This window comes from Ancalomicrobiaceae bacterium S20 (assembly GCA_040269895.1).
GTDB classification, from domain to species: domain Bacteria; phylum Pseudomonadota; class Alphaproteobacteria; order Rhizobiales; family Ancalomicrobiaceae; genus Methyloraptor; species Methyloraptor flagellatus.
The window spans coordinates 1,637,963-1,659,042 of sequence record CP158568.1 but is presented as its reverse complement, the minus strand read 5'-3'; the positions used below and the strand labels follow the sequence as shown (position 1 = coordinate 1,659,042).

Here is a 21,080-nt window from a genome sequence, read left to right as displayed (position 1 = left end):
GCTCTGTCGAACATGAAAAAGTCAGTCTTCGCGGCCGCGTTCGCCGCCGTCGTCGGGTTCGCCACCGGCGCCTCGGCCGGCACGCTCGACAACGTCAAGGCCAAGGGTTTCCTGCAGTGCGGCGTGAGCCAGGGCCTCGCCGGCTTCTCCAACCCGGACGACAAGGGCAACTGGTCGGGCATCGACGTCGACGTCTGCCGCGCGGTCGCCGCCGCGGTCTTCAACGACCCGACCAAGGTGAAGTTCACGCCGCTCTCGGCCAAGGAACGCTTCACCGCGCTGCAATCGGGCGAGATCGACCTGCTGACGCGCAATTCGACCTGGACCATGTCGCGCGACACCTCGCTCGGCCTGCTGTTCGCCGGCGTCAACTACTATGACGGCCAGGGCTTCATCGTCCGCAAGTCGATGAACATCACCTCGGCCCTGCAGCTCTCCGGCGCCTCGGTCTGCACCGAGACCGGCACCACGACCGAGCTGAACCTCGCGGACTACTTCCGCACCAAGAACATGAAGTACGACCCGGTCACCTTCGAAAAGAACGAAGAGGCCGTGCGCGCCTACGACGCGGGCCGTTGCGACGTCTACACCACCGACGCCTCGGGCCTCTATTCGGTGCGCCTGAAGCTCACCAACCCGGACGACCACGTCGTGCTGCCGGAGATCATCTCGAAGGAGCCGCTCGGCCCGCTGGTGCGCCAGGGCGACGACGTGTGGTTCAACGTCGTGAAGTGGACCCTCTTCGCGCTTATCAACGCCGAGGAGATGGGCGTCACGTCGAAGAACGCCGACGAGCAGCTCAACTCGACCAACCCGGAAGTGAAGCGTCTGCTCGGCAAGGACGGCAAGTTCGGCGAGGCGCTCGGCCTCTCGAACGCCTGGGCCTACCAGGCGATCAAGGCCGTCGGCAACTACGGCGAGATGTTCGAGAAGAACGTCGGCATGGGCAGCCCGCTGAAGATCGCGCGCGGCGTCAACGCGCTGTGGTCGAAGGGCGGTCTCCAGTACGCCCCGCCGATCCGCTGATCGGTGAAGCCGATCCGGTCCGAACCCCGCGGGTTCGGACCGGATCCGACCGGCGGCGCCATCCGGCGGTCCGCATCGGTCTAATGTCTTCCGATCCAGTGCTTTCCGATCGGGTTTTCCAGGTGGGGCACCGGATCGGCTACGGAAGGGCGTCGATGTCCCGCCCTCCGGCTGCGAAATCGGGAGAGGTCGGGCCGGCACGCGTTCGGGCGGCATCATGCACGCCGGAACTGCGATCCGAACGACAATCGATGTTTCGCGACGACGTCGTAACGCCGGCCGGGCTCGGAGCCTGCCGGCGGGGGTGAAGGGCATCCGCCGGGATCGCGCCGCGGCGCCGGTCCCGCCGTTGGGGCGTGGGAAGCAGCCGATGAGCACATCGTCCAATGCGGGCACGTCTGGCGCAGGGCCGAGCGGCTCTGCCAAGGTGACGTGGTATTACGATCCGAAGGTCCGGGGCGTGATCTATCAGGTGATCACGCTCGGCGCCGTGGTCGCGCTCGCCGCGATCATCATTCACAACACCGCCGTCAACCTCGCCTCGCGCAACATCGCGCAGGGCTACGGGTTCCTGACCACCAGCGCCGGCTTCGATCTGGCGATGACGCCGATCGACTTCCCGCGCGACGCGACCTACGGCCGCGCGATCATGGTCGGCCTGGTCAACACGCTGCTGGTCGCCGCGATCGGCATCATCTTTGCCTCGCTGTTCGGCTTCCTGGCCGGCGTCGGGCGGCTGTCGCAGAACTACCTGATCTCGCGGGTCTCGACCATCTATGTCGAGGTCTGCCGCAACGTGCCGCTGCTGCTGCAGATCTTCTTCTGGTATTTCGCGGTTCTGCAGGTGCTGCCGAACCCGCGCAATTCGGTCGAGCCGATCCCGGGCTGGATCTTCCTCAACAACCGCGGCCTGTTCCTGCCCGAGGTCAAGCTCACCGAGGCGACCGGCTGGGCGATCCTCGGCGGCCTCGTCGTCGGCGTCATCGGCGCGATCGCGGTGTCGCGCTGGGCGCGCCAGCGGCAGATCGCGACCGGCGCGCAGTTCCCGGCCGGCAAGGTCGGGCTCGCGCTGATCCTCGGCCTGCCAATCCTCGGCCTCGTCGTGACCGGCCTCGGCCTGACGCTGGTCGCCCCGGTCAAGGGCGGCTTCAACGTCGCCGGCGGCACGCGCGTGATCCCGGAGTTCGCCGCCCTCGTCGTGGCGCTGTCGGTCTATACCGGCACCTACATCGCCGAGATCGTCCGCGCCGGCATCCTGGCCGTCAGTTGGGGCCAGACCGAGGCGGCGCGCTCGCTCGGCCTGCCGAACGGGCCGACGCTCCGGCTGATCATCATCCCGCAGGCGATGCGCGTGATCATCCCGCCGCTCACCAACCAATACCTGAACCTGACCAAGAACTCCTCGCTCGCGGTCGCGATCGGCTTCCCCGATCTCGTCTACGTCGGCGGCACGGTGCTGAACCAGACCGGCCAGGCGATCGAGATCATCGCGATCTGGATGGCGATCTACCTCGGCCTGTCGGTCGCGACCTCGGTGTTCATGAACTGGTACAACGCCCGCGTGGCGATCGTGGAGAGGTGAGACCCATGACGGATGTTCCGATGGGCTCCCAGAGCCCCGCGACCGGCCCGACGCAACCGACCGGCCCGATGCGCTCCGACGCCCTGCTGGGTTTCGTGCGCCGCGAGATGCTCCAGGCGAGCCCGCCGCCGCGCTCGGTGGTCGGCCCGGTCGCCTGGATGCGCAAGAACCTGTTTGCGACCCCGCTCGACACGGTGCTGACGGTGATCGGCGCGGCGCTGTTCGCCTGGGTCGTGTGGACGCTGGTCGATTTCGCGATTCTCCGCGCCATCTGGACCGGCACGAGCGGCGAGGCGTGCCGCAAGCCCGGGGCAGGGGCCTGCTGGCCCTATGTCCAGGCCTATTGGAAGCAGTTCGTGTTCGGGCGATATCCCGAGATCGAGCGCTGGCGCCCGACGCTGGTCTTCGCGCTCTTCGCGGTGCTGCTGGTGCCGCTGATGATCCCGAAGGTGCCGTTCAAGCGTCTGAACGCCATCCTGTTCTTCCTGGTGTTCCCGGTGGTCGCGACGATCCTGCTCTCGGGCGGCTTCGGCCTCGTCCACGTCGAGACGACGCTGTGGGGCGGCCTGCTCGTCACCCTGATCGTCGCCGTGACCGGCATCGTCGCCTCGCTGCCGCTCGGCGTGCTGCTCGCGCTCGGCCGGCGCTCGAAGCTGCCGGTGATCCGCCTGCTCTCGATCATCTTCATCGAGTTCTGGCGCGGCGTGCCGCTGATCACCGTGCTGTTCATGGCCTCGAACATGCTGCCCCTGTTCATGCCGCAGGGCGTCGAGGTCGATAAGCTGGTGCGGCCGCTGGTCGGCGTGTCGCTGTTCACCGCGGCCTACCTCGCGGAGGTCATTCGCGGCGGCCTGCAGGCGATCCCGAAGGGCCAGTACGAGGGCGCCATGGCGCTCGGCCTCAGCTACTGGAAGATGATGGGCCTCGTCGTCATGCCCCAGGCGCTGAAGCTGGTGATCCCCGGCATCGTCAACAGCTTCATCTCGCTGTTCAAGGACACGACGCTGGTGCTGATCGTCTCGATCTTCGACCTGCTCGGCATGATCCAGTCGAGCCGCACCGATCCGAACTGGTTCGCGCCCTCGACGGTGACGACTGGCTATCTGGTCGCCGCGCTCACCTTCTTCGTCTTCTGCTTCGGTATGAGCCGCTACTCCCAATGGATGGAGCGTCGCCTCAATACCGGCCACAAACGTTGAGTCCCGGAGTTCCTCCCATGATCGACAACACCATCGACGCGAACGAGCTCCACGCCGACCGCTCGAAGATGCACGTGAGCAAGGAAGTCGCGGTCTCACTGACCGGCGTCAACAAGTGGTACGGCGAGTTCCACGTGCTGAAGGACGTCAATCTGACCGTCCGCAAGGGCGAGCGCATCGTGATCTGCGGCCCCTCGGGCTCCGGCAAATCGACGATGATCCGCTGCATCAATCGCCTGGAAGAGCATCAGGCCGGTCAGATCGTCGTGGACGGCACGGAACTGACCAACGACCTGAAGCGCATCGACGAGGTGCGCCGCGAGGTCGGCATGGTGTTCCAGCACTTCAACCTGTTCCCGCACCTGACCATCCTCGAGAACTGCACGCTGGCGCCCATCTGGGTCAAGAAGATGCCCAAGAAGGACGCCGAAGAGATCGCGATGCAGTATCTGAAGCGCGTCCGCATTCCCGAACAGGCCAACAAGTACCCCGGCCAGCTCTCCGGCGGTCAGCAGCAGCGCGTGGCGATCGCGCGTTCGCTGTGCATGAACCCGAAGATCATGCTGTTCGACGAGCCGACCTCGGCGCTCGATCCGGAAATGGTCAAGGAGGTGCTCGAGGTCATGATCGGGCTCGCCGAGTCCGGCATGACCATGCTTTGCGTGACCCACGAGATGGGCTTCGCCCGGCAGGTGGCGAACCGGGTCATCTTCATGGACGCCGGCCAGATCATCGAGATGAACGAGCCGAACGAGTTCTTCAAAAACCCGCAGCACGAGCGCACGCGGCTGTTCCTGAGCCAGATCCTGCATTGAGCGAGAAGATCCTGGTCAGCGCCTGCCTGCTCGGGCAGGCGGTGCGCTACGACGGGGCGGCGAAGCCGCTCCGTCACCCGACGCTGGCGCGGTGGCACGAGGAGGGGCGGATCGTGTCGATCTGCCCGGAAGTCACCGCCGGCTTCGCGATCCCGCGCCCGCCGGCCGAGATCGCGGCGACTGCCACGGACCAAGTCGAAGGTGCCGGTGTGCTCGACGGCCGCGCGGCCGTGCGCGAGATCGGCGGGGCGGACGTGACCGCGCTGTTCGTCGCCGGTGCGGAGGCCGCGTTGGCGCTCGCTCGTAAGCACGATTGCCACTTTGCCCTGCTGATCGATGGCAGTCCGTCCTGCGGCAGCGGCTTCATCTACGACGGCAGCTTTTCCGGACGCCGCCAGCCGGGCGCGGGTGTCACGACGGCGCTCCTGCGCCGGAACGGCATCGAGGTCTATGCGCCCGCCGAGATCGACGCGCTCGACGCGCGCCTGGCGGCGCTGGGGCGCTGACCGCGATCACCCACTGCCGGTCTTCCGACCAGAACCGCCCTCAAGCCGCGCCGGCCTCAGGCGTGCCTGCGGCCCGCTGCGAGACCGCACCGCCGTCGAGCCGGTTCAGCATCGCCAGCGCGATCTCGCGTTCGCCCATGATGACAGTGTCGGCGCCGCGCTTGGTCAGATAGTCGACCTCGGCGTCGGAGTGAGCGCGGGCGACGATCAGCAGCGCCGGATTGGCCTTGCGTGCCTTCTCGACCACCTGACCGGCCTCGAAGGACTCCGGGATCGCGACGACGAGGCTCTTGGCCGCCGCGAGATTGGCGAGCGCCAGCACCTCGTCCGAGGCGGCATTGCCGACGATCAGCTCGATGCCGGCATCGCGCAGCGCCTGCACCGGCTTGCCGGCATCCTCGATCACGATCAGCGGCGCCTGACGCCCCTGCAGCGCGTCGCCGACGACCCCGCCGACACGGCCATAGCCGACCAGCACCGTGTGCCCGGTGAGCGTGGTCGGTTCGGGCGCCCGGGCGTCCCCGACGACCGTGCCGGCGACCTGGTCGACCCGCTCGGTGCCGGACGCTTCGCCGACCGGAGCCGAGGCGGATACCGCCGCGGTCAGCGTCGCCCCCGTGGCCGTCGCGCCCGGCGGCAGGGTCTCGGCGCCCTCGCGGGCACGGCCGGGAAACAGCCGCGCCTCCAATGTCGGGGTCACGCGCTCGACGAGCAGGAACACGAGCGGATTGAGGATGATCGAGATGATCGCGCCGGCGAGGATCAGCGCGCGGCCTTCCTCGGGCAGCAGCTTCAGGCCGACGCCGAGATCGGCCAGAATGAACGAGAATTCGCCGATCTGGGCGAGCGAGGCCGAGATCATCGCCGCCGCGCCGACCGAGCGGCCGAAGGCGATCACGATCAGGAACGCCGCGATCGACTTGCCGAGCACGATGATCGCCACGGTCGCGACCAGCGGCAGCGGGCTCTTGAGCACGATGCCCGGATCGAACAGCATGCCGACCGAAACGAAGAACAGCACCGCGAAGGCGTCGCGCAGCGGCAGGCTCTCCTGCGCGGCGCGATGGGAGAGCTCGCTTTCGGACAGGATCATGCCGGCGAAGAACGCCCCGAGCGCAAACGAGACGCCGAACAGCTTGGCAGCGCCGTAGGCGACGCCGAGCGCGATGGCGAGCACGCCGAGCCGGAACAGCTCGCGCGAGCCGGAGTGTGCGATCCGGTGCAGCACCCACGGAATCACGCGCCGACCGACCACCAGCATGAAGCCGACGAAGGCCGCGACCTTCAGCAGGGTGATCGCAATGATGCCCCAGAGGCCGGGATCGAAGCCGAGCCAGTCGGAGAGCGTCGCGGCCAGCGGATCCGGCGCGGCATGCTCGCCGCCCGCGACGCTGGCCGCCGCCGGGATCAACACCAGCGCCAGCACCATCGCCAGATCTTCGACGATCAGCCAGCCAATCGCGATCCGCCCGCGTCCGGTGTCGACGATCCGGCGCTCCTGCAGCGCCTTGAGCAGCACGACGGTCGAGGCGACCGACAGCGCCAGACCGAAAACGAGGCTGCCGCCGGTCGACCAGCCCATCAGCGTGCCGAGGCCCCAGCCGAGCGCGGTCGCGAACCCGATCTGCGCGAGCGCGCCCGGCACGGCGATCACGCGGACCGACAACAGATCCTTGAGCGAGAAATGCAGCCCGACGCCGAACATCAGGAGGATGACGCCGATCTCGGCGAGCTCTGGCGCCAGGCTCTGGTCGGCGACATAGCCGGGCGTATACGGCCCAACCAGAATGCCGGCGATCAGATAGCCGACCAGCGGCGACAGCCGCAGCCGATGCGCGAGAGCACCGAGCAGGAATGCGAGCCCGAGACCGGCCACGATGGTCGAGATCAGGGGCGTCGCATGCGGCATGGGGCTCTCCTCGTGCGGGACGTCGGCGTCCGTTGTCTGGGCGACCGGACGGAACCCGATCGAGGCATCGGCCCGAATCGAGGGCCGGAAAGCCGCGCCGGCTAGGTTCAGCCGAAGGAAGCGCGACCACAGATGCGCAGACGCGATCACGCCGGCACCTTGACCGGATGTGGGGAGCGAGCGCCGCGCGTCAAGCCCGAAGGCCGCGGAAATACAAGGGCTTCCGAGCGGATCTGACGAAGAATTCCGTCACGCCGGCCCGGTCAGCACCGTGGTGTCCTCGCGCCCGCCCCATTCGGTCCACGAACCGTCATAGAGGCCGAGGCGCGTGTGTCCGAGCGTCTCCAGCGCCAGCCACAGGATCGCGGCCGAAACGCCCGAGCCGCAGCTCGTGATGATCGGCTTGTCGCCGCTGACGCCGGCCTTGGCGAAGACCGCCGCAACCGTCGCCGGATCGGCGAGCCGCCCATCCGCGACGATCTCCGAATGGGGCACGTTCACCGACCCCGGCATATGGCCCGAGCGCAGGCCGGCACGCGGCTCCGGCACCTCGCCGCGGAACCGGTCGCCCGCGCGTGCATCGACGATCAGCGCGCTGCCGCTTTCCGAGGCCTTGCGCACGTCTTCGAGGTCGCGCACGAGGCCATGATCCATCCGAGCCGTGAAGTGCCGCGGAGGACGCGCGACCGGACCGTCCTCGAGAGGACGGCCTTCGCGACGCCACTTCGGCAGGCCGCCGTCGAGCAGCACGACATCGCGCGCGCCCATCACCTTGAAGGTCCACCAGACCCGCGGCGCGGAGAACAGGCCGAGCCCGTCGTAGATCACGACCTTCATGCCGTCGCCGATGCCGAGCTTGCGCATCGCGGAGGAAAACTGCTCGGGCGACGGCAGCATGTGCGGCAGGCCGGAGCTGTGGTCCGAGATGCCGTCGAGATCGAAGAACACGGCGCCCGGAATATGCGCCGAGAGATATTCCTGCCGGCCGTCACGGTTCATCGCCGGCATGTACCAGGAGGCGTCGACCACCACGACATCGGGCGCGGAGAGGTGTTCCGCGAGCCACTCGGTCGTGACGAACCAGCGGGAACGATCGGTCGACGGCATCGGACATCCTCCTGGGATAGTTTGTTCTGGTCTCGCTTGTCGGGCGCGGCACCGGCTGAGTGGAACCCGAGCCGCCGCTGTGCCACCAGCCCCGCGGCCACATGGCCGCCCCGCATCGGCGGCGCGGCCCCGCCGCGCTCAGACGGCGTCGTCGACGAGTGCGATGCGCACGCGGCGATTGATCTTGCCCTTCTTCTCGATCTTGGTGATCGCGATCCGGCCGATTTCCGCCGTCGAACGCACATGCGTGCCGCCACAGGGCTGCAGATCGACGGTCGCATCGGGGCGGCCGATGCGCACCAGCCGGATCCGGCCGCTGCCGCGCGGCGGCTTCACGCTCAGTGTTTTCACGAGGCCCGGATTGGCGTCGAGCTCGGCATCGGTGATCCATTCGAACGACACCGGATGATCGCCCGCGATCGTCTCGTTGACGGCCGCCTCGATCGCCTCGCGGTCGATATCCGGATCGGGAATGTCGAAGTCGAGCCGGCTCTCGGCCGCGCCGATCGAGCCGCCGGTCACGGCGTAGGGCAGGGCGACCGACAGGAGATGCAGCGCGGTGTGCATGCGCATGTGCCGGTAGCGGCTCGCCCAGTCGAGCGACAGCACGACGCGCTCGCCGATCCCCGGCAGCGCCGCGCCGTCGGCCGAACGGTGCAGGATCGTCACCTTGGCGTCGTCGCCATAGGCGGCCGAGACGATCGGGATCGTCGTCCCGTCGGCCCGGGCGAGCGTACCGATGTCGCTCGGCTGACCGCCGCCGACGGCGTAGAACAGCGTGCGGTCAAACACGAGCGCGCCGTCGTCGCGCCGGTCGACGACGGTCGCCTCCAGCGTCTTCAGGTAGGGATCGTCGCGGAACAGCGCTTCGGTCACGGCATCGAACTCCCCATCGCCCCGGACGGCCGCATCGCGCTCCGTTCCGGTCAGCCGACCGGCTGGTAGGGCACCGGGATATCGCGTTTCGGGCCGGCGAGCCAAGCGGGAACCGGCAGGTTCTTCTCGCGCAGGAAGTCGGGATTGAACATCTTCGACTGATAGCGCGTGCCGTAGTCGCAGAGGATTGTCACGATCGTATGGCCTGGGCCGAGTTCGCGCGCCATGCGGATCGCGCCGGCGATGTTGACGCCGGACGAGCCACCGAGGCACAGGCCTTCGTCCTGCAGCAGGTCGAACACGATCGGCAGCGCCTCCTCGTCGGGGATCTGCCAGGCGAGATCGACCGCGACATCCTCGAGATTGGCGGTGACGCGGCCTTGGCCGATGCCCTCGGTGATCGACGAGCCTTCGGCCTCGAGCACACCGCGCGTGTACCAGGCATAGAGCGCGGCCCCCTTCGGATCGGCGATGCCGATCTTCACGTCGTGGCTCTTCTCCTTAAGCCCGAGGCTGACGCCGCCGAGCGTGCCGCCGGAGCCGACCGCGCAGACGAAACCGTCGACCTTGCCGCCGGTCTGCTCCCAGATCTCCGGCGCCGTGGTCCGGTAGTGGCCGGCGCGATTGGCGACGTTGTCGAACTGGTTGGCCCAGATCGCGCCGTTCGGCTCGGTCTTGGCGAGTTCCGCCGCGAGGCGCCCGGAGAGCTTCACGTAGTTGTTCGGGTTCTTGTAGGGGACCGCCGGCACCTCGATCAGCTCCGCGCCGCAGAGCCGGAGCATGTCCTTCTTCTCCTGGCTCTGCGTTTCCGGGATCACGATCACGGTCCGGAACCCGAGCGCGTTGCCGACGAGCGCGAGCCCGATGCCGGTGTTGCCGGCCGTGCCCTCGACGATGACGCCGCCGGGCCGCAACTCACCGCGCGCGACCGCATCCTCGATGATGGCGAGCGCGGCGCGGTCCTTGACCGACTGGCCGGGGTTCATGAACTCCGCCTTGCCGAGAATCTCGCAGCCGGTCAGCTCGGAGGCCTTCTTCAGGCGGATGAGCGGCGTATTGCCGATCGCCTCGACGACGCCGTTGCGGATGTGCATGGGACCCTCTCCAATCGACCGAACCGCGCAGGCAGACCCCGAACCCCGCCGCGCGCAACGGCTTTCGGAAATACCATGCTCACCGGCCGATGTTCAGGTATGGATTTGCGCCGAATGCCGGTATCGAGGTACGGATTTGTCCGGCTCGGGCCAAAGCGGTCCGGCGATCCGATCCGACATTGTTGCCTGGGACGAGAATGACCGCGACGTTTTTCTGCGGACGACGTGCTTCCCTCGGCCTTTGCTCCGTCATACTGATGATCCGCGTCCCGCGGCCGACCGTATTACGCCAGGCAAATAAGGCAATCCGGTCGCCCCGAGACAGACGGAAGAACGGCGGATGAAACAGGTGAACAGCGCATTCGATCAGATCCTCGCGGGCTACGTGGCCGGCGACTTGCCCGAGCCCGTTCGGGTTCTGGTCGAATCGCATCTGGAAATCTCCGGAGCGAACCGGTCGTTCGTGACCGACCTCGAGGTTCTCGCCGGCAACGAGCTCGAGCGCCTGCCGCCCGCCGGCCTGCGCGATCCGGACGCCATGCTGGCTGCGATCCTGGCCGAGCGGCCGGCCGCGCGCATCGCGCCGCCCCGGCCGCGCGCACCGATCGCCAGCCACACGATGCCGCAGGCGTTGTCGCGGTTCCTCGGCCGTGAACTCGACGCGATCCCCTGGCGCACGCTGCTGCCGGGCATCCGCGAGTATCGCGGCACGACGGTCGACGGCTTCAACCCGATCCTCTATTCGATCCGCGCCGGCAAGCCGCTGCCGGCGCACACCCACACCGGCCTGGAACTGACCCTCGTGCTCGACGGCGCCTTCGCCGACGAATCCGGGCGCTATGGTCGCGGCGACGTGGCCGTGGCGGACGACGACATCGATCACACGCCGATCGCCGAGATGGGCCGCGACTGCATCTGCTTCGCCGTCACCGAGGCGCCGATCCGGCTGACCGGCCGGTTCTCCCGCTTCTTCAACGCCTTCATGCGCTGACGCCATGGCCCCGACGCCGGTCGGCCCCAAGGACGGCATCGCCTGGGTGACCGGCGCCAGCTCCGGCATCGGCCGTGCGCTGGCGCTGAAGCTCGCCGCGCAGGGCTTCACCGTGGTCGCGAGCGCCCGTAGCGCCGACGATCTCACCGCGCTCGAAGCCGAAGCGCAAAGCGCCGGCACTCGCATCGTGCCGGCCGTGCTCGACGTGACCGACCGCGCGGCGGCGCAGGACCTGATCGCCGCGATCGAGGCCCGCCATGGCCCGATCGCGCTTGCCGTGCTGAACGCCGGCATCTACCTGCCTGTCGACGGCCTCGCCCCCGACATCGGGCGTTTCACGAAATCCTTCGCGGTCAACCTCGACGGCACGGTCAATTGCCTCGCGCCGCTGATCGAGCGCATGGTCGCGCGCCGGCGCGGTCAGATCGCGATCGTCTCCTCGGTCGCCGGCTATTCCGGCCTGCCGACCTCGGCCGCCTATGGCGCGACCAAGGCGGGGCTGACCAATCTGGCGGAGTCGCTGAAGTTCGATCTCGACCGCGCCGACGTGCTGATCCAGATCGTCCATCCCGGCTTCGTCGAGACGCCTGCGACCGCCAAGAACCCGTTCCCCATGCCGTGTCTGGTGCCGGTCGAAACCGCCGCCGCGCGGATCGCGACAGGTCTGGCGAGCGGCCGGTTCGAGATCACCTTCCCGCGGCGCTTCACCTACGTGCTGAAGCTGCTCCGGATGCTGCCCTACGGGCTCTATTTCCCGCTGGTCGCCCGCGCGACGGGATGGCGGGGCAAGCGCCCCTGAAAGTGGGGGCCCGGAAGCGGGCCACCTGAAGGCGGCACGAGCGCGCCTGTCGTTGGTCCCCATCATCGAGCCACAAAAAAGACCGGCGCCACAAGGGCGCCGGCCGTTCACATGGGTCTATCGGGCACCTCGGACAGGCGGCTTCACGCCGCCGGCGCGCCACCTTCGGCCTTCAGGTGCTCGTCGATCTCGCGACGCAGGCGGGCCTGCTCCTTGGCGTCGATCGGGAAGTTCCACATCAAGGCGACCGCGATCAGCTTGAGCACCACCGGCACCCAGGCATAGAGGATCGCCAGCGCCCACAGCGCCATCGGCGTCTGCTTGACCGGCTTCGATTCGGCCGAGCCGCGTTCGTGGCGCTTCTGCTGCTCGGTCTTCTTCTTCTCGGGGTCGACCGGCACGCGGGTTGTCGGCACCGGCGCATCGGACGCACCGGGCGTCTGCACCTGCTCCAGATGCGCGACCGGATCGACCGCGCCGTGGTTCTCGGTCTTGAAGCCGAAGGCCGCGAGGATCGCGAGGCTGAGGCCGAGCGCCACCGACAGCGCGACCTTGGTCGCGAGCGCCCAGATCGCGAAATAGAAGCCGGTGTGCTGCTCGCCCGACTTGGCGGTGTCGACGTCGATGACGTCGGCCTGCATCGACGGCGGCAGCATGAGGTCGGCGCCGACGGCGAGGCCGGTGAACAGCATCAGCACGCCGAACAGCCACAGGCTCCACTCGCCGACGAAATGCTGGCCGATGAACGGCGGCCAGATGAAGGCCGCGCAGGCGACCAGCATGGCGATGCACCAGGCGCGGTGCTTCGACGTCTTCTTCGACAGCCAGAGCCAGAGCGGCGTCGAGAGCACGCCGAACAGGAAGTAGAGCAGCAGGAAGAGGCGCTGCGTCTCCTCGTTGCCGTGCAGATAGTCGCGCACGAAGAACAGGATCAGCGCGCCGGGCACGCCGTTCGCCATGTAGGACAGCGCGAAGGCGATCAGCAGGCGCACGAAGGCCTTGTTGCTGGTCATACCCCTGAGGCCGGCCCAGAAGTTCAGCGGATGCTGCGTCGTGTCGCGCGGCTCCGGCACGACGAAGACGGTCAGGATCGCGAACAGCGGCAGCGTGATGCCGACCAGCACCGAGAGCGAGATCAGCACCGGACCGTCGCCCTTGTAGCCCATCAGCGACAGGACGAAGGGCAGCCCGGTCGCGACCAGCGTGCCGCCGACCACCATCACCTCGCGCGCGGCGAAGATCCGGTTGCGGCCGAGGTAGCTCGGGCTCGATTCTGCCGCCCAGCTCTGGTGCGACAGCGACAGCGCCGTGTAGCCGATCGAGAGCATCATGCTCCAGACGAAGAACCACAGGCCCCAGAACCACGCCGCGCTCTCGGGCACCGCGGGGAACGGGTTGAACACCATCAGCGCGCCGATGGTGGTCGGGATGGCCGCGCCGAGGAACACGGTCCGGCGCCGGCCCCAGCGGGAGCGGACATGGTCGGCCTTGAAGCCGATGATCGGGTCGAGCACCGCATCGATCAGGCGCACGACGAACATGATCACGCCGACCGCCGTGAGGCTGAGCCCCACGGTCTCGGCGTAGAACTTCGGCACGATGATCACGAACGGAAGCTGGAATGCTGCCACCGGGAGCGCCGGCAGCGCGAAGGCGACCAGCTGGGCGAGGCTCAGTTCCCCTTTGGCCTTGGGCCCTTTGGCCTCGACCGGGGACGTCGTGGAAACGCTCATGCCGAACCAATATCCTCCAGGCGCCCCATCAGGCGCCCTTGACGTAGACGAGCTGTCTCACGTCGATGTTGCCCGACCGGAATCCGGCCTCGCAGTAGTGGAGATAGTACTCCCACAGGCGCTTGAACCGGTCATCGAAGCCGAGCGGCACGATGCGCGGCCAAGCGTCGAGGAAGCGCTGGCGCCACTCCGCCAGCGTGCGGGCGTAGTCCTGCCCGAACACCTTCTCCGATGTCAATGCCAGACCGAACCGATGCCCGAGCTCGCTCATGTGGGTCGGGGTCGGCAGCATGCCTCCGGGGAAGACGTAGCGCTGGATGAAGTCGGGCGTGCGCTTGTAATTGGGGAAGATCCGGTCCTGGATCGTGATGACCTGGATGCCCGCCCGGCCGCCCGGCTTCAGCACCCGGCCGATCCGATCGAAGTAGACCGGCCAATATTCCTCGCCCACCGCCTCGAACATCTCGATCGAGGCGATGCGGTCGAAGCTGCCCTCGACCTCGCGATAGTCCTGAAACCGGATGTCGACCCGATCGGCGAGCCCGGCCTCGAAGATCCGCCGGCGGGCAAAATCGTATTGCTCGCGGCTGATCGTCAGCCCCGTAACCCGCGCGCCGCGCTCCCGCGCGGCGAATTCGGCGAAGCCGCCCCAGCCGCAGCCGATCTCGAGCACGTGGTCGCCGGCACCGATCTCGGTGCGCTCGGCGAGCGAGCGATACTTGGCGATCTGCGCGGCGGTCAGATCCTTCTCGCCCGGCTCAAACACGGCCGAGGAATAGGTCATCGAGGGGTCGAGCCAGAGCCGGTAGAAGTCGTTGCCGAGATCGTAGTGCGCGGCGATGTTGCGGCGCGAGCCGGAGCGCGAGTTGCGGTTCAGCCAATGCCTCAGCCGCAGGAAGATCCGCACGAACGGCCCGGCGGCGAGTTCGCGCGTCAGGATCTCGTCGTTGACGCAGAAGAGCTCGAGGAAGGCCGTCACGTCCGGGCTCGTCCATTCGCCCGCGAGATAGCTCTCGTGGACGCCGAGATCGCCGGCGCGCAGCGCGCGAGAGACGAGCCCCCAGTTGAACAGCTTCACCTCGGCCGACGGCCCCGCCTCGGCGCCGCGCACGCGAAAGCGCTCGCCGGTCGGCAGTTCGATGACGAGGTCGCCCTTGCGGATCGCCAGCGCGACCTTGAGCCCGAACCGCGCCGAGCGCGGCAGGCCGCGGGTCAGGGTGGCAACGTTTTGACGCGTGAGTTCGATCGCAGTCGTCATGCGGGGTGCCCCTCTGAGACGGGCGCCAGCGCAGCGGCACCCGGAGTTGCCGATGGGTTCCGGTTCCCCACGCCGGCCGTTGCACGGGCAGCGGTGCCGTCGGTCGCGCTGACCGGTGGTGGCGCCGGCGGTCGCGTGAAGAACGGCACGCCTTTCAGCCAGAGCTTCAGCGCCTCCCAATGGATGGCGCCGAGGATCTTGAGAGCGAGGAATGGAACCTTCACGAATGTTCCCACCAGCCGGCGGGACGTCAAGGGATGAGACGCACCGACGAAGGTGGCCGCGAGCAGCGGCCCCTGCGCATCGGTCTCGAGAATCCGGACCCGCAGGGTCTTGCCCGGCGGCAGGATGCGAAACCGGTAGCGCATCTCCATCGGCACGAACGGGGAAACGTAGAAGAGCTTCGCGCGTTCCTGCCGGAGCCCCTCGGGGCCGATATCGCCCGCTTCGACCTTGGCGACATAGGCATGGCGCTCGCCGAAGGTGTTGCGAACCTCGTAGATCATCGCCGCGAGCGCGCCCGCATCGTCGTAGCAGTAGAAGATCGACAGCGGATCGAACACGCGCCCGAGCACGCGCGGCGTCGCCTGCAACAGCACGCGGGCAGGGGCCGGCAGCCCAGCTTCGCCGAGCGCACGCTCGACCCAGGGGCGGAGCGCCGTGCCGTCGGCCGCGCCGTGATCGGCCTCGGAGAACGAGAACAGGTTGAAGCGGCCGATCGAGAACAGCGGCGACAGCCGTCCCGCTTCGGCGAGACGGTCGATATCGATGACGAGCGTGAAGATCCGGTAGGTGAAGCGATGCGCGACCGGCTTCATGCGCGCATGCATCACCGTGCCGTCGTAGAGCACGGCCGGATCGTCCGGCGGCGGACCGTTGTCCGCCAACGTGGTGACGCGCGAGAGGGTCATTCCGCCGCCTCGAGCAGCGGCGCGGCGGCGACCGGCGCCCGCCACGGAATGCGCGCGCCGAGCCGCTCGGCGACCGAGAGCCCGGACGCAAGGCCATCCTCGTGGAAGCCGTAGTTGGTCCAGGCGCCGCAGAAGAACGTGTTGCGCTCGCCCTGGATCGCCGGCAGCCGCGCCTGCGCGGCGATCGCTGCCTGATCATACTGGGGGTGATCGTAGGAGAACCGCGCGAACACCGTCTCCGGCTTGGGCGCGAAGGGCGGGTTCAGCGACACGAACAAGGGCGTCGCTCGATCGATACCCTGCAACGCGTTCATCCAGTAGGTGACGGCGACGTCCTTCGGCCGCGCGGGCATGGACGGGAAGGTCAGCACGTTCCAGGCCGCCCAGGCCGAGGTCCGCTTCGGCATCAGGCTCGCGTCGCGATGCAGGATCGCGACATTGGGCCGATACTGGATCGCCGACAGGATCGAGCGCTCGGCTTCGCTCGCATCGCCGAGCATCGCGAGCGTCTCGTCCGTGTGCGAGGCGAGGATGATCGCGTCATAGACGTCCGTCGTCCCCGAGCGATCGGTGACGAACACAAGTCCGTCGCGGCGCTCGACATGCACGACCTCCGCGCCGTAGCGGATGCGATGCCGGAACGGCGCGATCAGCTTCTCGACATAGCGCCGGCTGCCGCCCGTCACGGTGCGCCAGACCGGCCGCTCCATGTGCACGAGCCGGTGGTTCTCGAAGAAGGTGATGAACGACCGCGCCGGGAAGGCCAGCATGTCCTCGACCGGCGTCGACCAGATCGCCGCGCCCATCGGCAGGATATAGTCCGACACGAAGCGGCCCTTGAAGCCGTGCTTCGCCAGCCATTCGCCGAGGCTCTGCTCGCCGATCAGCCCGTCCCGGCGCTCGGCGAGCGCCAGCTTGTTGAAGCGCATGATCTCGCGCAGCATCCAGTAATGCGTCGGCGAGAAGATCGAGCGCTTCATGGCGAACAGGCCGGAGAGCAGCGGCTCTCCGCCCTTCCACTCGCGCCGGCCGCCGTCGACCGAGACGGCAAAACTCATGTCGCTCGCCTGCGTCTCGACCCCGAGCAGGTCGAACAGCGCCGTCATGTTCGGATAATTGAGCTCGTTATAGACGATGAACCCGGTATCGACCGCGATCCGGGCGCCGTCGTAATCGATCTCGACGGTATGGGCGTGGCCGCCCGGCCGCGCCTCCTTCTCGTAGACGGTGATCTGGTGCGTCTCGTTCAGGGCCCAGGCGGCCGCATTGCCCGAAATGCCGGTTCCGACGATGGCGATGCGCATGGGTGCTGAAATCCTTCTTCTATGATGTCACGAGCGCAGATACGGAGGGAGGCGCAGCCGGGTTTCAGGCCGCATGCGCCTTGAGCGTGGCAAAGGCGGCGAGCGCGCGCTCGCGGCCCGCGTCGAGATCGATGATCGGGGTGGGATAGGTCGCGCCGAGCGTGACGCCGGCGGCGGCGAGCACCGAGCGCGGCGCCTTCCAGGGCTCGTGCAGCCATTTCGCCGGCAGATCCGCGAGTTCGGGCACCCAACGGCGCACGTAGGCGCCTTCAGGGTCGAACTTCGCGGCCTGCAGCACCGGATTGAAGATGCGGAAATACGGCGCCGCATCCGCGCCCGAGCCGGCGACCCATTGCCAGCTCGCGGCATTGTTGGCCGGGCAGGCGTCGACCAGCGTGTCCCAGAACCAGGCCTCGCCGGCGCGCCAGTCTTGTAAGCCATGCTTGACCAGGAACGAGGCGACGATCATCCGGACGCGGTTGTGCATCCAGCCGGTCGCCCACAGCTCGCGCATGCCGGCGTCGATGATCGGATAGCCGGTCAGGCCCTTGCGCCAGGCGGCGACGAAGGCCTCGTCGGCCCGCCACGGGAAGGCATCGAAGGCCGGCTGGAAATTCTCGGTCGCGAGCGCCGGGAAATGGTGCAGCAGGTGATGCGCGAACTCGCGCCAGCCGACTTCGGCGAGGAATTTTTCGACATGCGCGTGGCCGATGTCGCCGGTCAGGGCGAGCGGTGCCACCGCATGCCAGACTTCGAAGGGTGAGATCTCGCCGAAACGCATGTGCGGCGACAGCCGCGACGTCGCCGGCAGGTCCGGACGGTCGCGTTCGTCGGCATAGTTCGGAAGCCCGTCCGCGATGAAGCGCGCGAGCTGCGACTGGGCTCCGGCGGCGCCCGGGGTCCACGTCGCCCGCAGGCCGCCGGCCCAGTCCGGTGCCGTCGGCAACAGGCGCCAGTCCTCCAGCGCGTCGGACGCGACGGCCCCGTCGAACCCGGCGATCGCTACCGGCGCCGGCAGCGGCCGTCGCGGCACGCCACTCGCCCGCGCCGCCCGCCAGAACGGCGTGAACACGCGGAACGGTCCGCCGGTCTGGGTCCGGATCGCCTGCGGCTCGTAGAGGACGTTGGCGTGGAAGCTCTTCACCTCGCAACCGCCCGCCTTGAGCTCCGTCTTGAGGGCGCTGTCGATCGCGATCCCGGCCGCGTCATAGCGCCGGTTCCAGTAGACCGCGCCCGCATCGACCTCGCGCACCAGAGCGCGGATCGCGTCGCCGGCCGGTCCGCGCCGCAGCACCAGCCGGGCGCCGAGCGCGGCGAGATCCTGGTCAAGCGCCGCCAGCGCATGATGAAGCCACCAGAGCGACGCCGCACCGAGCCGCCGGACATCGGCCGAAACCTGGTCGAAGCAGTAGACACAGACGACCGGCCGCCCGCTGTCGACCGCCGCCGTCAGGGCCGGATGATCGGCGACGCGCAGATCATCTCGGAACCAGACGATCGCGGAGCGGTGCTGAACGGACGGGTCGGCGGGCATCGGTCGAACGATCCTGGACGGACGTGAGGAACTGCATGGTCTACGCGTCTCGTTCCGCAGCGGATCAATTCCATCATGACCTTGGCGTCAGGAAAATGGATGGCTTGTGAAAGTCCGTGCGGATCTGCCAGAAAGGCGGACCGCGCGCCGGCTCCTGCCGCGCGTCGTGCCCATGCCCGCTTTCGGATCCCGCGATGCTTCGACCGCCCTATACGCCGCTCGTCGACAGCCTGCCGTCGACGGTGCCCTTCGTCGGCCCCGAGACGCAGGAGCGTCGGCGTGGCCGTCCGTTCAAGGCGCGCATCGGCGCCAACGAAAACGGATTCGGACCGTCGCCGACGGCCGTCGCCGCGATGGCGGCCGCCGCGGGCGAGGCCTGGAAATACGGCGATCCCGAAAATCACGACCTGAAGCAGGCGATCGCGGCCGTCCACGGCGTCGGCCCCGAGAATGTCGTGGTCGGCGAGGGCATCGACGGCCTGCTCGGCCTCGCCGTGCGGCTGCTGGTCGAGCCGGGCAGGGCGGTGGTGACCTCGCTCGGCGCCTACCCGACCTTCAACTTTCATGTTGCCGGTTTCGGCGGCCGGCTCGTCACCGTGCCCTACGTCGCCGACCGCGAGAGCCCCGACGCGCTCATCGACGCCGTGCGCCGTGAACGCCCGGCCATGGTCTATTTCGCCAATCCCGACAATCCGATGGGCTCGTGGTGGCCGGCGGAGACAGTCGAGCGCTTCGCCGCCGCGATCCCCGAGGGCACGCTGCTCGTGCTCGACGAGGCCTATGTCGAGTTCGCGCCCGAAGGCACGGCGCCGAGGCTCGACTGTGCGGATCCGCGCGTGCTCCGGTTCCGCACGTTTTCGAAGGCCTATGGCCTCGCCGGCATCCGCATCGGCTATGCGATCGGCGAGGCGGAACTGGTCCGGTCCTTCGACAAGATCCGCAACCACTTCGGCGTCAACCGGATCGGCCAGGCCGGCGCGCTTGCCGCGCTGGCGGATACCGACCATCTGACCTGGATCCGGGGCAAGGTCGGCGCCGCGCGCGAACGCATCGCGCGCATCGCCGCCGACAACGGTTTGCAGGCGCTGCCGAGCGCGACCAACTTCGTCACGGTCGATCTCGGTCGCGACGGCGACTACGCCCGCAGGGTATTGGCGGCGCTGGTCGAGCGCGACGTCTTCGTGCGCATGCCCGGCGTCGCACCGCAGGACCGCTGCATCCGCATCGGCTGCGGGCTCGATGCGGAACTCGACTACCTCGCCGAGGTTCTGCCGGAAGCGCTCGCCGCCGCGGGCTGAGCCGCGCGCGGGCCGACCGAACCAGCGAACGAGGTGACGACCATGACCGAAGACCCAACCGGCCCGGCGAAATCGCCCACCGAGCTGATCGATGCCCGCATCGCCGAACTCGACGACTGGCGCGGGGCGACACTCGCGCGGATGCGGCGCCTGATCCATGAGGCCGCCCCGGACATCGTCGAGGACTGGAAGTGGCGCGGCGTGCCGGTCTGGTCCCACGCCGGCATCGTCTGCACGGGCGAAACCTACAAGACGGTGGTCAAGCTGACCTTCGCCAAAGGGGCCTCGCTCGACGATCCGGCCGGCCTGTTCAACGCAAGTCTCGACGGCAACACCCGCCGCGCCATCGATATTTCCGAGACGGCAACCATCGACGAGGAGGCGTTCAAGGCGCTGATCCGCGCCGCGATCGCGCTGAACACCGCCCGCGGTAAACGCTAGGCGCGTCTCGAACCTCGCCCATTGCGCTCGATCTATGCTCTAAGGGGAGCGCGATCGGCGCCGCGGCCGTACGATGCCTCGTACGCCGCACTCGCAATCCACCGATCGCGGCCGGGCCACCCTGCCGTCCGCCGCCGATACACCGAGGACCCCCATGGCTCGCGCCGCCACCGCCCTGGAAGCCGCACCGGAAGTCGACGCGATCGACGGCCTGCCGCTGCCGCGCGAGCGCGAAATCCTGCTCGGCCAGACGGCGGCGGAAACGGCGCTGCTCGACGCCTATCGCTCGGGCCGCATCCATCACGCCTGGATCCTCGGCGGCCCGAAGGGCATCGGCAAGGCGACGCTCGCCTTCCGCTTCGCCCGCTTCGTGCTCGCCCATCCCGATCCGCGCGCGCCCGACGTGCAGCGCGCCACGAGCCTCGCGGTGCCGTCGGATCATCCGGTCGCCCGCCGCGTCGCGGTCGGCGCCCACATCGACCTGTTGCACCTGCGCCGGCCCTGGGACGACAAGGCCAAGCGCTTCAAGACCGAACTGCCGGTCGACGAGGTGCGGCGGACCGTCGGCTTCTTCGGCTCGACGGCGGGCGAGGGCGGCTGGCGCATCGCCGTCGTCGACCCGGCCGACGATCTCAACGCCAACGCCGCCAACGCGCTCCTAAAGATCCTCGAGGAGCCGCCGCCGCTCGCTGTTCCT

The 21,080-nt window shown here is 68.4% G+C and carries 19 protein-coding genes and 1 pseudogene; 10 read left to right on the top strand and 10 right to left on the bottom strand.

Annotation, left to right across the window (positions count from 1 at the left end; translation table 11 throughout):
• Positions 1-12 precede the first annotated feature (12 nt).
• The 5 genes from ABS361_07735 to ABS361_07715 all read left to right on the top strand — a co-directional run bounded on the left by ABS361_07735 (position 13) and on the right by ABS361_07715 (position 5,128).
• A complete protein-coding gene (locus tag ABS361_07735; GenBank protein ID XBY46110.1) occupies positions 13-1,026 on the top strand; it encodes an amino acid ABC transporter substrate-binding protein in 1,014 nt (337 codons plus the stop codon).
• A 370-nt stretch (positions 1,027-1,396) separates the two neighbouring features.
• A complete protein-coding gene (locus ABS361_07730; GenBank protein XBY46109.1) occupies positions 1,397-2,608 on the top strand; it encodes an amino acid ABC transporter permease in 1,212 nt (403 codons plus the stop codon).
• Positions 2,609-2,676: 68 nt separating this feature from the next.
• Entirely contained in the window at positions 2,677-3,807 is a 1,131-nt protein-coding gene (locus ABS361_07725; protein ID XBY46848.1) for an amino acid ABC transporter permease, read from the top strand.
• Positions 3,808-3,824: 17 nt separating this feature from the next.
• Positions 3,825-4,622 (top strand): amino acid ABC transporter ATP-binding protein, encoded by a 798-nt coding sequence (locus tag ABS361_07720; protein ID XBY46108.1) that lies wholly within the window; start codon positions 3,825-3,827, stop codon positions 4,620-4,622.
• Positions 4,619-5,128 carry a DUF523 domain-containing protein gene (locus ABS361_07715; GenBank protein XBY46107.1) on the top strand — a complete coding sequence of 170 codons (510 nt, stop codon included), beginning with the start codon at positions 4,619-4,621 and terminating at the stop codon, positions 5,126-5,128. Before ABS361_07720 ends, ABS361_07715 begins: the two co-directional genes overlap by 4 nt.
• A gap of 40 nt (positions 5,129-5,168) precedes the next feature.
• On the opposite strand, the gene ABS361_07710 is transcribed toward ABS361_07715, so the two are convergent.
• The 5 genes from ABS361_07710 to ABS361_07690 all read right to left on the bottom strand — a co-directional run bounded on the left by ABS361_07710 (position 5,169) and on the right by ABS361_07690 (position 10,547).
• Positions 5,169-7,037: a cation:proton antiporter gene (locus ABS361_07710; protein XBY46106.1), complete on the bottom strand. Its 1,869-nt coding sequence runs from the start codon at positions 7,035-7,037 to the stop codon at positions 5,169-5,171.
• A gap of 249 nt (positions 7,038-7,286) precedes the next feature.
• Positions 7,287-8,144: a 3-mercaptopyruvate sulfurtransferase gene (gene sseA / locus ABS361_07705; protein XBY46105.1), complete on the bottom strand. Its 858-nt coding sequence runs from the start codon at positions 8,142-8,144 to the stop codon at positions 7,287-7,289.
• A gap of 138 nt (positions 8,145-8,282) precedes the next feature.
• Positions 8,283-9,020 (bottom strand): alanyl-tRNA editing protein, encoded by a 738-nt coding sequence (locus ABS361_07700; GenBank protein XBY46104.1) that lies wholly within the window; start codon positions 9,018-9,020, stop codon positions 8,283-8,285.
• Positions 9,021-9,070: 50 nt separating this feature from the next.
• Entirely contained in the window at positions 9,071-10,114 is a 1,044-nt protein-coding gene (locus ABS361_07695; GenBank protein XBY46103.1) for a cysteine synthase A, read from the bottom strand.
• 79 nt (positions 10,115-10,193) lie between these two features.
• Positions 10,194-10,547: a hypothetical protein gene (locus tag ABS361_07690; GenBank protein XBY47009.1), complete on the bottom strand. Its 354-nt coding sequence runs from the start codon at positions 10,545-10,547 to the stop codon at positions 10,194-10,196.
• Between ABS361_07690 and ABS361_07685 the strand changes: the two genes are divergently transcribed.
• Entirely contained in the window at positions 10,455-11,105 is a 651-nt protein-coding gene (locus ABS361_07685) for a ChrR family anti-sigma-E factor (GenBank protein ID XBY46102.1), read from the top strand. The genes ABS361_07690 and ABS361_07685 overlap by 93 nt on opposite strands.
• A 4-nt stretch (positions 11,106-11,109) precedes the next feature.
• The gene (locus ABS361_07680) at positions 11,110-11,904 is read left to right on the top strand and encodes an SDR family NAD(P)-dependent oxidoreductase (GenBank protein XBY46101.1); all 795 of its coding nucleotides are present in this window, start codon (positions 11,110-11,112) and stop codon (positions 11,902-11,904) included.
• A gap of 143 nt (positions 11,905-12,047) precedes the next feature.
• On the opposite strand, the gene ABS361_07675 is transcribed toward ABS361_07680, so the two are convergent.
• The 5 genes from ABS361_07675 to ABS361_07655 form a co-directional block, all read right to left on the bottom strand.
• Entirely contained in the window at positions 12,048-13,637 is a 1,590-nt protein-coding gene (locus ABS361_07675) for an MFS transporter (GenBank protein XBY46100.1), read from the bottom strand.
• Between the two features lie 28 nt (positions 13,638-13,665).
• Positions 13,666-14,895 (bottom strand): cyclopropane-fatty-acyl-phospholipid synthase family protein, encoded by a 1,230-nt coding sequence (locus ABS361_07670; GenBank protein XBY46099.1) that lies wholly within the window; start codon positions 14,893-14,895, stop codon positions 13,666-13,668.
• Positions 14,892-15,806: a DUF1365 domain-containing protein gene (locus tag ABS361_07665; protein XBY46098.1), complete on the bottom strand. Its 915-nt coding sequence runs from the start codon at positions 15,804-15,806 to the stop codon at positions 14,892-14,894. Before ABS361_07665 ends, ABS361_07670 begins: the two co-directional genes overlap by 4 nt.
• On the bottom strand, positions 15,803-17,110 hold the full coding sequence (locus ABS361_07660) for an FAD-dependent oxidoreductase (GenBank protein XBY46097.1): 1,308 nt from the start codon (positions 17,108-17,110) through the stop codon (positions 15,803-15,805). The genes ABS361_07665 and ABS361_07660 overlap by 4 nt, the downstream gene beginning before the upstream one ends.
• Positions 17,111-17,174: 64 nt before the next feature.
• Positions 17,175-18,644 (bottom strand): deoxyribodipyrimidine photo-lyase, encoded by a 1,470-nt coding sequence (locus ABS361_07655; protein ID XBY46096.1) that lies wholly within the window; start codon positions 18,642-18,644, stop codon positions 17,175-17,177.
• 194 nt (positions 18,645-18,838) lie between these two features.
• Between ABS361_07655 and ABS361_07650 the strand changes: the two genes are divergently transcribed.
• From ABS361_07650 to ABS361_07640, 3 genes and pseudogenes are all read left to right on the top strand, one after another.
• The gene (locus ABS361_07650) at positions 18,839-19,942 is read left to right on the top strand and encodes a pyridoxal phosphate-dependent aminotransferase (GenBank protein ID XBY46095.1); all 1,104 of its coding nucleotides are present in this window, start codon (positions 18,839-18,841) and stop codon (positions 19,940-19,942) included.
• Between the two features lie 42 nt (positions 19,943-19,984).
• Positions 19,985-20,383 carry a DUF1801 domain-containing protein gene (locus tag ABS361_07645; GenBank protein XBY46094.1) on the top strand — a complete coding sequence of 133 codons (399 nt, stop codon included), beginning with the start codon at positions 19,985-19,987 and terminating at the stop codon, positions 20,381-20,383.
• 73 nt (positions 20,384-20,456) lie between these two features.
• Positions 20,457-21,014 (top strand): annotated as a pseudogene (locus ABS361_07640) (hypothetical protein).
• Positions 21,015-21,080 lie beyond the last annotated feature (66 nt).